Source organism: Pseudomonas sp. UBA6276, assembly GCF_002438365.1.
In the GTDB taxonomy this organism is placed as follows: domain Bacteria; phylum Pseudomonadota; class Gammaproteobacteria; order Pseudomonadales; family Pseudomonadaceae; genus Aquipseudomonas; species Aquipseudomonas coleopterorum.
Map to the genome: position 1 here is coordinate 18096 of NZ_DJUS01000185.1, position 13895 is coordinate 31990.

The 13895-nt window shown below is 61.9% G+C and carries 12 protein-coding genes and 1 pseudogene; 4 read left to right on the forward strand and 9 right to left on the reverse strand.

Annotated elements, in window-relative coordinates; genetic code table 11:
* Positions 1 to 21: 21 nt before the first annotated feature.
* Complete coding sequence (locus B2V21_RS20715) at positions 22 to 960, forward strand: class I SAM-dependent methyltransferase (protein ID WP_286917894.1); 939 nt, start codon at positions 22 to 24, stop codon at positions 958 to 960.
* Between the two features lie 176 nt (positions 961 to 1136).
* Positions 1137 to 1280, forward strand: coding sequence for a hypothetical protein (locus B2V21_RS20720; protein WP_156463138.1), 144 nt, complete (start codon positions 1137 to 1139; stop codon positions 1278 to 1280).
* A gap of 60 nt (positions 1281 to 1340) precedes the next feature.
* On the opposite strand, the gene B2V21_RS20725 is transcribed toward B2V21_RS20720, so the two are convergent.
* The 6 genes and pseudogenes from B2V21_RS20725 to B2V21_RS21690 all read right to left on the reverse strand — a co-directional run.
* On the reverse strand, positions 1341 to 3401 hold the full coding sequence (locus tag B2V21_RS20725; protein WP_286917895.1) for a hybrid sensor histidine kinase/response regulator: 2061 nt from the start codon (positions 3399 to 3401) through the stop codon (positions 1341 to 1343).
* Positions 3402 to 3647: 246 nt separating this feature from the next.
* A complete protein-coding gene (gene cobF / locus B2V21_RS20730; RefSeq protein WP_286917896.1) occupies positions 3648 to 4403 on the reverse strand; it encodes a precorrin-6A synthase (deacetylating) in 756 nt (251 codons plus the stop codon).
* 75 nt (positions 4404 to 4478) lie between these two features.
* Positions 4479 to 6704 (reverse strand): TonB-dependent siderophore receptor, encoded by a 2226-nt coding sequence (locus B2V21_RS20735; protein WP_286917897.1) that lies wholly within the window; start codon positions 6702 to 6704, stop codon positions 4479 to 4481.
* Between the two features lie 406 nt (positions 6705 to 7110).
* Positions 7111 to 7617, reverse strand: a complete 507-nt coding sequence (msrA, locus tag B2V21_RS20740; RefSeq protein ID WP_286917898.1) for a peptide-methionine (S)-S-oxide reductase MsrA — start codon at positions 7615 to 7617, stop codon at positions 7111 to 7113.
* A 69-nt stretch (positions 7618 to 7686) separates the two neighbouring features.
* Positions 7687 to 8238: a methyl-accepting chemotaxis protein gene (locus B2V21_RS21685; protein WP_269083344.1), complete on the reverse strand. Its 552-nt coding sequence runs from the start codon at positions 8236 to 8238 to the stop codon at positions 7687 to 7689.
* Positions 8218 to 8994 (reverse strand): annotated as a pseudogene (locus B2V21_RS21690) (PAS domain-containing protein); the annotation flags it as partial. The gene B2V21_RS21685 and the pseudogene B2V21_RS21690, both read right to left, overlap by 21 nt.
* A gap of 785 nt (positions 8995 to 9779) precedes the next feature.
* Here B2V21_RS21690 and B2V21_RS20750 point away from each other — a divergent pair.
* Both B2V21_RS20750 and B2V21_RS20755 read left to right on the forward strand, forming a co-directional pair.
* On the forward strand, positions 9780 to 10001 hold the full coding sequence (locus B2V21_RS20750) for a hypothetical protein (RefSeq protein WP_049859078.1): 222 nt from the start codon (positions 9780 to 9782) through the stop codon (positions 9999 to 10001).
* Positions 10002 to 10429: 428 nt separating this feature from the next.
* The gene (locus B2V21_RS20755; RefSeq protein WP_056843121.1) at positions 10430 to 11692 is read left to right on the forward strand and encodes an OmpP1/FadL family transporter; all 1263 of its coding nucleotides are present in this window, start codon (positions 10430 to 10432) and stop codon (positions 11690 to 11692) included.
* 55 nt (positions 11693 to 11747) lie between these two features.
* On the opposite strand, the gene B2V21_RS20760 is transcribed toward B2V21_RS20755, so the two are convergent.
* From B2V21_RS20760 to B2V21_RS20770, 3 genes are all read right to left on the reverse strand, one after another.
* Positions 11748 to 11873, reverse strand: coding sequence for a hypothetical protein (locus B2V21_RS20760; RefSeq protein ID WP_269082549.1), 126 nt, complete (start codon positions 11871 to 11873; stop codon positions 11748 to 11750).
* Positions 11870 to 13078, reverse strand: coding sequence for an MFS transporter (locus B2V21_RS20765; RefSeq protein WP_122741812.1), 1209 nt, complete (start codon positions 13076 to 13078; stop codon positions 11870 to 11872). Before B2V21_RS20765 ends, B2V21_RS20760 begins: the two co-directional genes overlap by 4 nt.
* Positions 13079 to 13175: 97 nt before the next feature.
* Positions 13176 to 13895 carry an adenosylcobinamide-GDP ribazoletransferase gene (locus B2V21_RS20770; protein WP_286917899.1) on the reverse strand — a complete coding sequence of 240 codons (720 nt, stop codon included), beginning with the start codon at positions 13893 to 13895 and terminating at the stop codon, positions 13176 to 13178.

Here is a 13895-nt window from a genome sequence, read left to right on the forward strand (position 1 = left end):
TTTGCAGCCGTGATTTGAACCATGAACGCCGACGCCCTCGCCACCTTGCACCAACACCTGCTTCAGGCCCTCACGCAGCCACCGCTGGAAACCCGCCGGCTGTTTCACGGCCGCGGACGGCGCTGGCCAGGGCTTGAGCAACTGACGGTCGATTGGCTGCAGGGCATCGTGCTGGTGTCGCTGTTCAAGGAGCCGCCGCCCGAGCAACTGACCGCCTTGCAACATCTACTGGTTCAACTGGGCGACTCGCCGGAGTGGGCCAGCAGCGGCGCGCGCAGCCTTGCCCTGCAACACCGCTACCTACCCAGCAGCGACGTGCAATGGCTGGTCGGCGAGGCGCAAGAGCAGGCGATCCTGACCGAAAACGGTCTGCAGTACCGCATCGACCTGGGGCGCAAGCAGAACAACGGGCTGTTTCTGGACATGCGCTACGGCCGCGACTGGGTACGGGAGAATGCCCAGGGCCGACGGGTGCTCAACCTGTTCGCCTACACCTGTGGGTTCTCCGTGGCCGCGATCGCCGGTGGCGCCGCCCATGTGGTGAACCTGGACATGTCGCGCGCCGCCCTGAGCCGGGGACGTGAGAACCATCACCTCAATGGTCACGACCTGGGCAAGGTCAGTTTCCTGGGGCACGATCTGTTCAAGTCCTGGGCGCGAGTCTGCAGGGACGGCCCATACGACATGGTCATCATCGACCCGCCGTCGTTCCAGAAAGACAGCTTTCTGCTGACCAAGGATTACCAGCGGGTGCTGCGTCGCCTGCCGGAACTGCTCAGCGAATCGGGTGTGGTACTGGCCTGCATGAACGATCCGGCGCTGGGCCCGGAGTTTCTCGTCGAGGAATTGCGTCGCGAGGCGCCGGGCCTGCGTCTGGAGCGACGCCTGGACAACCCGCCGGAATTTGCCGACATCGATCCGGCCAGTGGCCTCAAGGCGCTGGTGTTCGTGCAGCGTTGAATTGATATGGCGAAGGGAAGATCAGCGAGGGCCTAACATACCGTACGGCGACTGACCATCTTAAATATTGAACGCTTTTGCGTGCCTGGCGAACCAAGTAAAAGAGAGCCACCGGGAGGTGAGAGTCCCGGCGGCTCGGGTGACACATCGAATGAAACCCTTGAGAGGTATCCGCCATGTCAGCGCAGGAATATAACACCATCCGCCACACCCCTGTCAGTGCATTGGGCTCGATCCCGGCCAGTCAGTTGATCGCTTTTGTCGAAGCCTGCCGTCCGCTGGTGCGCGACGCGATCCTGAATGCCAGATTGACCCGATGAGCCTGCTGGTAGTGTGCAGCCCCGCCATGGCGGGGCTTTTTAATGTCTGCAGAACCGGTTTCAAGGCTGACGCTGGGTGATCAGGGTGCGCACCCGCTCGCTCAACGCTTCCAGCGCAAACGGCTTGGTCAGCACCTCGGTGCACGGCTGCAGATGGCACTTGTCCAGTGTCAGGTTCTGCGCATAGCCGGTGATGTACAGCACAGGCAGTCCGGGTCGAGTCACCCGCCCCAGCTCTGCCATCTGCCGGCCATTCAGGCCGCCCGGCAGGCCCACGTCCGTCACGAGCAGATCGATGCGCACCGTCGACTGCAGCAGGTCGCGCCCCTGAGCGCTGTCTGCGGCCTGCAGGACCACATAGCCCAGACTTTCCAGCAACTCGGCCACGGCGTCGCGCACCGATGCCTCGTCGTCGACCACCAGCACCGTCTCGCCGGCCCCCCCCGTTTCGATCGGTGCATGACCGGCATCCACGGGCGCGACGTCCATGCCGGCACAATGCCTGGGCAGGTACAGGCTGACCGTAGTGCCGTGGCCTGGCTGCGACTGGATCTTCACCAGTCCGCCGGATTGCCGGGCGAATCCGTAGATCATGGACAAGCCAAGGCCGGTGCCCTCGCCGACCGGTTTGGTGGTGAAGAACGGCTCGAACACCTTGGCCATCACTTCATCGGTCATCCCCGAGCCGTTGTCGGTGACGTGTAGCGCCAGGTACTCGCCAGCCTGCACCTCGTGATTGTATTCGTCACTGTAGGGCAACCACCGGTTCGCGGTTTCGATGGTGATGCGGCCACCCGCAGGCATGGCGTCGCGAGCGTTGATGCACAGGTTGAGCAACGCGTTTTCCAGCTGCGTCGGATCGATCAGGGCGGTCCACAACGCGGGGGTATCGCGCACACTCACTTCGATGGCCGGTCCAACCGAACGCCGCACCAACTCTTCCAGGCCACGAATCAGCGCGTTGACGTCGGTCGGTACCGGCGCCAGGGTCTGGCGACGGGAGAACGCCAGCAGGCGATGGGTCAGCGACGCGGCGCGCTTGACCGCGCCTTGGGCCACGTTCAGGTAGCGTTCCAGATCATCCATACGCCCCTGCTTGAGGCGCATGTGCATCAACTCCAGGCTTCCGGACAGGCCCGCCAACAGGTTGTTGAAGTCGTGGGCGATGCCGCCGGTCAGTTGACCCACAGCCTCCATCTTCTGCGCCTGATGCAGCGCCGCCTCGGCCTTTTCCCGTTCGGCGATGGCGATGCGCACGCGCTCTTCGAGGGTCTGGTTCAGCTCCATGACGGCAGCCTCGGCCTTCTTGCGTGCCGTGACGTCGATGGACGAGCCGATCAAGCCGATGACTTCGCCGTCCTCGTCCACCAGGGGCGTCTTGAGCGACAGCCAGGTCGCCGCCGTGCCGTCGGGAAGGCGCACTTCTTCTTCCACTTCCTGGGTGTGGCGGCCTTCCATGATGCGCCGGTCGGTCTCCATGATCACCCTGGCCTGGACCTTGTCTTCCAGAAACTCCAGGTCGGTGCGGCCGATGTACTGCTCGGGCGGTTTGCCGATGAGTTCGCTGGTGCCGCGGTTGGCCACCAGCATTCGCCCCTGGCGATCCTTGGCGTAGACCACACCCGGCACGGCAGCGGTGAAGGTGCGCAGCAGGTGGGTCATGCGATCGCGTTCAGCCTCGGCGGCGCGGCGCTTCTGAATGTCCAGCAGAACACCGGGAAAGCGCTGCGGCCGGCCGGCTGCGTCGAATTCCACATGGCCGTTGGCTTCGATCCAGCGGTAGCTGCCATCACTCTGCAGCACTCGATACTCGCAGCGGTAATGACCGCCGTTGCCGAGCGTCTCGAACACGGCCGCCTCGACCCGGGGCCGATCCTGCGGATGAACGCTGGCCATGGCCTCTTCCAGCGGCAGGCCTTGTGCGCAGACCTTGGCGGACAGGCCGAAGGTGCGAGCGAAGCGGTCGTCAGCACTGAAGTGGTCGGCTGCGACATCCCACACCCAGGTGCCCACGATCGCCCCGGTGTCGAGGGCCAACTGCAAGCGCTCGGCCGTATCGGGAGCGTTCGGCTCGTCAGGCGCGCAGGGATCGCGAGGGTGTTCGGGAGGCTGGGTCGGCATATCGGCTCACAGCGGAACGCAGGGTGCGCTGATGGTGACCTTGACGTAGGGGTAATACAAGCCTGCGCAACGCAAAATCCCTGTAGCAGCGGCGCGAGCCGCGTCCAGCTGCACCGCGGGGTATCAGAGAGATCACCTCGTCCGCCGACGCGGCTTGCACCGCTGCTACAGCCCCCTCGCACCCACCGCCCACAACACAACCCCTGTAGCAGCGGCGCGAGCCGCGTCCGGCTGCGCCGCGGAGTGTCAGGTACGCCGCCTGAGCAGATAACTGTCCATGATCCACCCATGCCGACGCCGCGCCGCCTGCCGCGCCTGAACGATAGTGTCGGCCACGTCATCGAGCCATCCGCTCAGCAGCACTTCATCCTCGGTTCCCACATACGCGCCCCAATAGATGTCCAGGTTCTCCCCAAGCAAGGCCAGGAAGCCGTCCTGCGCATCGAGCATCACCACCACCGTATCGACCCCATCCGGCATCCCCGCCGCCAGACGCCGCCCCGTGGTGATCTGCACCGCGCCGGCAATGCTGTTGAGAGTGATCCGGTGCGCCGCCGTCAGCGCCTGAACGCTGGTCACGCCCGGAAACACTTCATAGTCCAGCGCCCGCGCCCCGTCGGCAGCAATCGCCTCGACGATGCGCAGCGTGCTGTCGTACAGCGACGGATCGCCCCACACCAGCACCCCGGCGCACTCGCCATCAGCCACTTCGTCGTCCAGCAGTTGCTCGAAGACCGCGCGCTTGCGTGTGTTCAGAACATCCACCGACGCCCGATAATCCGACCCAGCCGGACGCTCGGGCTGAAGCACCTCGACCACTCGATAGGCGCCAGGCGTTGTGTGACGTTCCAGAATGTCGCGACGCAGGGCATTGAGCTTGCCCTTGTGCTCGCCCTTGTCCAACAGGAAGAACACATCGACCCGCCCAAGCGCACGGGCGGCCTGGACAGTGATGTGTTCGGGATGACCGGCACCGATGCCGATGATGAGGAGTGTTTTCACGAATGTCCCGGATTGCGCTTGAAGCACCGGCATCCAAACCATGGGCCTATTTCAGGCCCATGAGGGCAATCGTCTCTACAGGGACCACTTCAACGAGAACATCACGTTGCGCGGATCGCCATAGGTACCGCTCCCCGAGCCTGTCGGTATGCCCTGCCAGTACTTCTCATCGAAAACGTTGTTGAAATTGACGCGACCGTCCCAGTGCTCGTCGAACTGATAGCCCGCCATCAAACCAACCACAGCATACGAATCCTGAGTGGCATAGCCACTGCCGACCCGATTGAAGGTATCGCTCTGGGCGATGACATCCGCACCAATGCGCAATTTGTTCAGGTTACCCTCGAAGTTGTAACTGGTGGCGGCCTTGAACAGATGCTTGGGCTGATCGGGCGCGAACTTGCGGCCCTCGTTCCGCTCGACAGCATCCTTGACGTATTGACTGAGGATGAGCGTATAGGCAGCCGAGAATTGCCAGTTCGGCGTAAGCGCGCCGGTGATTTCCGTGTCGATGCCGCGGCTGCGTACTTCGCCGGCCGAACCGTAGCAACTGGTCGCAGGAAACGTCGCGCAATTGGATGCGTTCTGGTTGGTGAGCAGGTAGGCCCGCTTCTCCTGAGTCATGTCGAACAATGCGAAGGAAGCGTTCAAGGCTCCGTCGAAGTACTCGCCCTTGAGTCCGATCTCATAGCTCTTGCCGGTCATCGGATCCAGTACCGAGCCGCCACTGTCCTGCTCGGTCTGTGGTTTGAAGATTTCGGTATAACTCGCATACACCGAGTAGGTGTCATTGAGGTCGTAGATCACGCCCGCGTATGGCGTGACTTCCTGAGTCACCTTGTAGTCGCCTGGACCGGTCCGGTTATCGTAGTCATACCAGCTCAACCGACTGCCGACGATGATGTGCAGGGGATCGATCGGATTGAAACGCGCAACGGCGTAGGCAGCGTCTTCGGTGGCCGTATTCTTGCTGGCATAGGGAGACCGATCGGCCCTTGAAGGCTTGGGCACCAGCTCGGGACGAATGTTGTAGGGATCCACTGGATACCCAGCCCAGTAACCACCGGTCTGGTCGAACTTCTCCTGGCGATGGCTCACCCCGACACTCAATTCGTGCTCGCGACCAAACAGCTGGAACGGGCCGGACAGCGAGCCGTCCAGGTTGGTCTGGGTATCGGTGGTGTCGTACTGACCGGCGCCTTGCTCGTAGCCCGAGCCCAGGTAGGGATAGGGAAAGCTCAGGTAATTGGAGAACGTGTTGGACTCGGCCCAGATCTTCGAGCCGGCCAGACGGGCGTTCCAACCATTGTCGAAACGATGGGTCAGGTCGGTGAAAACGCTGACGTTGTCGCGATCCCAGTAGGCCCAGTCGCCGCTGAGAAAGGTCGAGCGCGGCAGGCCGAGATATTCACCGTTGTAGCCGGACGGCAGGCTGCCCCAGTCCGAGGTGGCATCGTCGCGCTGTTTCGACGCGCCGATGGTCCACGTGGTCGAGTCGCTCAGATCAGCTTCAAGGACACCGTAGAAGGTCTGGCGCTGCTTGTCGCGCTCATCGATAAAGCTCTTGTCATCCTGATAAGCCGCCACCACTCGACCGCGAACGGTACCGGAGTCATTCAGCTTGTTCGATGCATCCACCTCTGTGCGATAACGATCCCAACTGCCGGCGCTGGTCGTGATGCTCACCTGCGGAGTGGCTGTCGGACGCTTGCGCACCAGGTTCAGCGTGGCCGAGGGACTGCCGGAGCCGGTCATCAAGCCGGTCGCTCCCCGTACAACCTCAACGTGGTCATATATCGCCAGGTCAGCCTCAGCTAACGTGTCCTGAGTGAACGTGCTGAGGATGGTCGGCAAGCCGTCGTACATGAGGTTGTCGATGGTGAAGCCACGCGCCAGGAACTGCTGACGGTCGCCGCCGAACTTTCGCAGGGTGACGCCAGGTGCGTACTTGACCACGTCGTTGACGTCGTTCAGCCCTTGATCTTCGATGCGCTGGCGCGTGATGACGCTGACCGACTGTGGCGTTTCACGGATCGACAGCGGCAGCTTGGTCGCGGTGCTCATGCTGCCGGTAGTGTAGGAACCGGAGTGCTCAGTGGTGCTCGTGCCGGCAATGGAACTGCTGGTGGCCGACACCGCTGTCGCGCCCAGCTCGATGGCCGCACCGCTTGCAGCAGTGTCCGTCGGTGCTTCAGCCAATGGCTGTGCAGGCGAATTCGCCGCGATGGGTGCTGCCTGGGCCAGGCCGGCGATGGACAAAGAAATGCAGAGCGCAATGGGGCGCAACGGAAATTGATTCATGGCATGACCTCAGGAACCCACACAAGGCGGTCTGCCCCCCCCGGGCGAAGACTCGAATGCGGGCTGTAGGAGACCTCGCAAACTTGTGTGCGAAACCGCGTTGAATGCGGAAGCGCGGCAAGGCTATGCAAATGTAAAAAAAATGTAAATGGTAATTCATGTCAGCTGACATGAATTCGCGCATGCCATACGCACGCGTTTGCAGTCGAAGCTCGCTACTGATAACGGAAACAGGCTGGGAAACTCGCGAAGAGATAGCCGGTACAAGGCCTGAAGAGCACAGCGGCTGCGGTCTACATAGGGAGGGAGAACATCGAAGAGGCTTGCGACAACAAACGCCCCGCCCTGGCACGCACCAAGGTCGGGGAATTATGTCTGGATGTGTCTAACTTTGGAGATGTACCGCTCAGCCGCGCGCAGGAAGCTTCCAGTTCGGCCGTATGAAATGGCAGGTATAGCCGTTGGGAATACGCTCCAGGTAGTCCTGATGCTCGGGCTCGGCTTCCCAGAAATCACCCGCCGGGGCCAGTTCGGTCACGACCTTGCCGGGCCACAGATCCGAGGCGTCGACATCGGCGATGGTCTCCAGCGCCACACGTTGTTGTTCTTCACTGGTGTAGAAGATTGCCGAACGGTAGCTCAGGCCCAGGTCGTTGCCTTGGCGGTTGGCAGTGGACGGGTCATGAATCTGGAAGAAAAACTCGAGGATCTGGCGGTAGCTGATCACGCTGGGATCGAAAACGATCTCGATGGCTTCAGCGTGAGTGCCATGGTTGCGGTAGGTGGCGTTGGGCACATCGCCCCCGCTGTACCCGACCCGCGTTTTCAGGACGCCTGGATAACGACGAATCAGGTCCTGCATGCCCCAGAAGCAGCCACCCGCCAGCAGAGCGGTTTCGGTCTGGACTGTCATATCGATTACCTTCGCTGAATGAACGTCGCCCATTCTAATACAACCGTCGCGAAGGCGCCGTACAGGCCGTCAGAGGTTGGTGAAACGAGCGACCGCCTCCACCACCTTTTTTGCCCCATCCTGGATTTCGACGATCACGTCACCGGCCTGCCCGGCCAGTTGAACGCCCTGCTCGGCCTGCAGCCTGCTGTTGGCCATGTCGCGTACCGTGCCATCGACCAGCGCCTGGTTCTGCTGAACCACCGCGGCGATCTCGTCGGTCGCGGTGCTGGTGCGCCCCGCCAACTGCCGGACTTCATCGGCCACCACGGCGAACCCACGCCCCTGCTCGCCGGCACGGGCCGCTTCGATGGCGGCGTTCAAGGCCAGCAGGTTGGTCTGTTGCGCGATGCTGCTGATGGTCTGGATGATCGAACTGATCAGCAGCGACTGCTTGCCCAGCGCCTCCACACCGCTTGCCGCCGACTGCATGTCGTCGGCGATCTTGCGCATGGTCTGCACTGTATCGGTCACCACCACCGCGCCCCGTTGGGCGCTGGTGTCGGTACTGCGCGAGATATCATAGGCAGTCTGCGCCGCCTGGTTGACTTCCGCTTCGCGCTCGACCTGATCGGTGACCACAGTGGCAAACTTGACCACCTTGTAGAGCTTGCCTTCGGTGTCGTAGACCGGGTTGTAGGTCGCTTCCAGCCAGATGGTGCGACCCATGCTGTCCAGGCGCTTGAAGCGTCCGGCCATGAACTCGCCGCGGTTGAGGCTCGCCCAGAACTCGCCGTAGCTGGGAGCGTTGGCATCCTCGCTGTGGCAAAACATGCGATGGTGTTTGCCTTGCACCTGCGCCAGGGTATAGCCCATGCCGCGCATGAACTGATCGTTGGCCGACAGCACGTTGCCTTTCAGATCGAATTCGATGACCGCCGTGGACCGCAGCAAGGCGTCGATGAACGAGGCGTTTTCCGCGGCCTTCTCCATGCTCTGGGTGACATCGGTTGCAAAGCACTTGATGTGCATGAGCACACCCGCCGCGTTTCTGATGGGTTTCCAGTGGGCGTTGACCCAGACCAGGCTGCCATCGGCCTTGAGGTAGCGATAGTTGTCGGACACCGACGTACCCGCTGCCACCGCCGAGCGGAAGTTGTTGTAGCAAGGCAGCTTGGTCACGTAACTGGGAACCAGCTCGGTCATCAACCGGCCCACCAGCTGCGCCTCGGTATAGCCCAGGGTGGTGGCGAACAATTCATTGCAGGCGATGATGCGCAGCGACGTATCGATGTCGAGGCTGAGCATTTCATTCGTCATGCCGGCGACCAGTTGGCGCAGCTCCACCAGTTCGTCGGCCTGGGCGCTGAGTTGCTGTTTGAGTTTATTGTTGAACATAGGGCACCGGCATCAGGGTCATGTGCACGTTATCGGCGGTATCTCGCCAGGGTTTAGGCGTTCACGGTAAATGTTCTTGCTGCCAGGCGAGCTGATCCCGTGCTAGAGCGGGCCGTCGGGACAATCCACAGAAGCTGTGGATAAGTCAGTGGACAACACCCCCCCGCCCCTCGCAAACCCGTATGGAATGGGGCCTGAAGTCAAACTGTCGATTTTTTCACCAACTCGAAAAGACGTTTTTTTTCATTGACTTAAGCGACTGATAACGAGTAGCCATGATCCAGGAGCGCTTGGCAGGCCCTGCAGACACATCTTCGTACACAGAAGGCCCTTAACGCTTCGTTTGCATCTGCATCGGTGCCATAGTGCATTTTTTTGCGAAAGAGCTTGCGTACCCTGCGCCGGCTGCGATAGTCTTCGACCCGTTAGTACCAAGCTGAAAGTCAATTCAGGTCGACCACCCTGTTCACACGGGATCGACCAACATGATGGTCTCCAGGTAACGCCCCCCGACTTGCGAACAAGTCCGGCATCAAGCGAATTACTCTGCCCCGACCAACCTACGATTGATCAGGATCTGCTTCCAGGGCCATGAACCTCAGCCCGGAATGTTGCCTGCCCTCCTAAGTACCTACCAGTCAGTCCAACAGCCATATCAAAGCGGCGCTGTTCACTGGCTGTCTTGTTCCAGACAGGTTCTTCGCCCGGCCAAAAGGCCCGCGTCACTGGAACGTTTTTATCGATCACGGCTCCAAGTCGTGACCATTGCAGGAACACACAACAACATGACTCATATCCAGACCCAGGATGCTATCCGCACCCTCACCCACGCCTTCGCTCCGATGAACTGCCTGATCATGGCAGCGCGCAAAGGCTGCTTCAGCTTCACCATCGTCAACGAACACGGCATTGCCCGTCACAGCGAGCGTCTGTACCCGGAACAGTATTCCAGTGCAGAACCGTTGCAGGCCGTGATCGAACGCACGCGTCAGGCACTGGTTGCCTGATCGCCGCGGCGACGCACGAAAAGCCCCGACATCCGGGGCTTTTTCTTGCCCGGGATTTGACCTTCGGCGCATGGCATTGCGGCCATTTGTGACGACCAACTGTAAACACAAGTTACCGCACACCTGTCTTGGATTGAACCCTTTGTGGAACCGAAGGTCGGGTCCGGCGTAATTCTGACGTCAGTTCTTTTTTCCTGAATGCAACCCCAAGTGACCGGTCTAGACGGCTCGACCTGACCTGCCAGATGCCCGTTCGTGCCCGCAACACGGGCACCACAGGCACAGGCAGCATGCAGAACGGATTTGAACGCTCGCGAAATCTGGTCGGATTGTCCTACAAAACCGCTCTAGCCGGAGTGTTTCAGGCTATAGCGTTGCGATCAAAATGTTGGTAGCTTGCGCCTCAGTGCCCCCCTAGAGTTAAAACAATGAAAAGACTAATGCTCAAGACCACTCTCGGCCTCGCTGTCACTCTGGCATCCGGCCAACTCTTCGCTGCCGGCTTCGCCCTCAACGAACAAAGCATCAGCGGCATGGGCACCGGCTTCGCCGGGCGCTCGTCATCCGCCGAAGACGCCAGCACCGTCTATGGCAACCCGGCCGGCATGTCGCGTATCAAGCGTGAACAGGTCAGCGTCGGGGCCGCAGCCATCGTCGCCAAGACCGACCTCAGCGGACGCGGGACCTTCGGCGGCAGCAACGACGGCGACATGGTGCCGTTCGTTGGCGTTCCGATGGGCTACTACGTCAAGCCGCTGGATGACAACTGGACGGTCGGTTTGGGCCTCTACGCCCCGTTCGGCCTGGTCACCGACTATGAAAGCGGGTTCGCTGGCCGCTACTGGGCTGACAAGAGCCATGTGGCCGTCGTCACCCTGCAGCCCACCATCAGCTATGCCTTCAACGACCGCGTTTCGATCGGCTTCGGCCCGACCATCAACCGCCTCGAAGGCGAGCTGACATCGGCCACGCTGAACCGTGCCACACCCGGCCGCAACGACGGTGAAGTCAAGATCAAGGGCGACGACACCGCCGTGGGCTTCAACGTCGGCGTGCTCGTGCAGGCCACTGACGACACCCGCCTGGGCCTGACCTACCACTCCAAGGTCAAGTACAAGCTCGATGGCCATACCAAGGTCGAGGGCTCAGGTTTCGGGCCGTTCAACGGCAGCAAGTACGACGCCTCGCTGGACATCGACACGCCTGAGTCGGTGGACTTCTCGGTCACCCACGAGCTCAACCAGGACTGGACCCTGTACGCAGGCAGCACCTGGACCCGCTGGAGTCGCCTGAAGGAAATTTCGGTCGAGAACGACGGCGTGCCTGCACTGCTGCGTCCCTCGATCGGCACCATCACCGAAGAGCAGAACTGGCATGACACCTGGTCCCATGCCGTGGGCGCCGCCTATAAGCTGAACAAGCAGTGGACGCTGCGCACAGGGTTCTCGGTCGACCAGTCGCCGACCAACAACACCAACCGCTCGCCACGCATCCCGACGGGTGACCGCGCCATTCTCAGCTTTGGTGCTGGCTGGAGCCCGACCGACGACCTGACCTTCGACTTCGCCTATTCCTACCTGAAGGAAGAAGACACGAAGATCAATCTGGTCAGCGCCACCAAGGGTGCCTACCAGGCCAAGTACGAGAACAGCGCACATGGCTTCGGCACTTCCGTGACCTATCGCTTCTGATCGATCGGTTCACCGCAAAAGCCCCGACAGGTTCGGGGCTTTTTCATGTTCAGGCTCAGCACAGGCTCATGTTCAGCTGCAGCAAGGCCAGACCGCCCTGCTGCCAGCCCCACCACGCCAGCCCCAATAGCCCCAGCAGCACAGCCACCACAGCCAGTTGCAGACTTCGCAACCTGTTCATGCTGTCGCACCCTGCGCTTGCAGCCGTGCAACAGGCCGCTCGCGCACCGGCCAATTGAGCGCTCCTGCAAGCAGGCTCAGGGCAATCGACAACTGCCAGACCAGGTCATAGCTGCCGGTCTGGTCGTACACCAGGCCGCCCAGCCAGCCGCCGAGAAACGCTCCCAACTGGTGAAAGAGAAACACGATGCCACCGAGCATCGACAGGTTGCGCACGCCGAACAGGGTCGCCACCGTGCCATTGGTCAATGGAACCGTGGACAGCCAGAGCAAGCCCATCGCCATGCCGAACAGGCAGGCGCTGAAGGTCGTCACCGGGAACCACAGAAATAGCACGATCACCACGGCGCGCAGCAGGTACAACGCGGTGAGCAAGCGCGGCTTGGACATGCGACCGCCCAGCCAGCCGGCGGTGTAGGTGCCGACAATGTTGAACAGGCCGATGAGCGCGAGCACGGTGGTGCCCACGCTCGCGGGAAGGTGCTGATCGACCAGATAGGAAGGCAGGTGCACGCCGATGAACACCACCTGGAAACCACAGACGAAAAAGCCCAGCGCCAACAGCCAGAAGCCCGAGTGACTGCAGGCTTCGCGCAGCGCCTGGCCCAGGGTCTGCTCAGGACCCTGGCTCGGCAATGGTCGGTCCTTGAGCAAGCGCACCAGCGGCACGATGAACGCTACCAGCACGCCCATCACCAGCAAGGCTGCGGACCAACCCAGCCAACTGATGAGGCCGAGGGTGCCTGGCAGCATCGCGAACTGACCAAACGAGCCGGCGGCGCTGGCGATGCCCATGCCCATGCTGCGGTGCTCGGCTGGCAGGGCTCGCCCGACCACCCCCAGAATCACCGAGAAGGACGTACCGGAAAGCCCCAGACCGATCAGCAGACCTGCGCTGAGAGTCAGGCTCAGCTCGGAATCGGCCAGGCCCATGCAGCCCAGGCCGACCGCATAGAGCACGCCACCCAGCGCCACCACTCGCCCGGCGCCGAAGCGGTCAGCCAAGGCGCCGGCGAAGGGCTGGGCCAGTCCCCAGATCAGGTTCTGCAGGGCAATGGCCAGGGCGAACACGCCTCGCCCCCAACCGAATTCTGCGCTCATGGGCGCCAGAAACAAGCCGAAGCCGTGACGAATGCCCAAGGACAGGGCGAGGATCAACGCTGCGCCGAGCAGCACCCAGCCGCTGGTACGCCATACCGATGTCATTATTGTGTGCTCCGGGCAGGAAGGGACAGGCTGCCCGATTGTATGCCTGTTCAGCGCCGACAGGCAGCATCTCGTGCACGGCCATGAACGGTGATATCTATAGCGCGGCGGCGAGCAGCACCAGCAGTTCAAGCAATTCGAGCATGGCACCGGCGGTGTCACCCGTGGTGCCACCCAGGCGCCGGATCATCTGGCGCCGCAATACCCAAAAGCCCACCAGCATTAACAGGCTGATCCAGACCCCACAGAACCCTAGACTGGCGAGCGCGACAGCGCCCAATACCCAACGCCCGGCACGGCGTGGCAAGTGGTCGGCCAACGCCTGGCCCAGCCCACCGGCACGCACGTACGGCGTGCTCATGAACAGGCCGAGCATGGCGGCTCGCGCCAGCACCGGAGCCAAGACCAGAGCGGCCTGCTGGCCCTGTTCGAGCAAGGCCAGCAGCGCGCAGAACTTGACCAGCAGCACCAGCACCAGGGTGACCACGGCCATGGGTCCGCTGCGCGGGTCTTTCATGATCAGCAAGGTGCGTTCGCGGTCGCCGAATCCACCCAGCCAGGCATCGGCGCTGTCCGCCAGCCCGTCCAGGTGCAGACCGCCGCTGAGCACCACCCACAGCGTCAGCAGCAACGCCGCATGCAGAAGTATCGGCGTTCCAGCGAGCAGAGCGTTGGCAGCCCACAAGAGTGCGCCAAACAGCAACCCCACGGCCGGATAGAACAACAGCGAACGGCCCGACGCCTGGGCACTGGGCATGCCAGGCAAGCGCACTGGCAGACTGCTTAGAAACTGCAGGGCGATCCAGAAGGGCAGCAT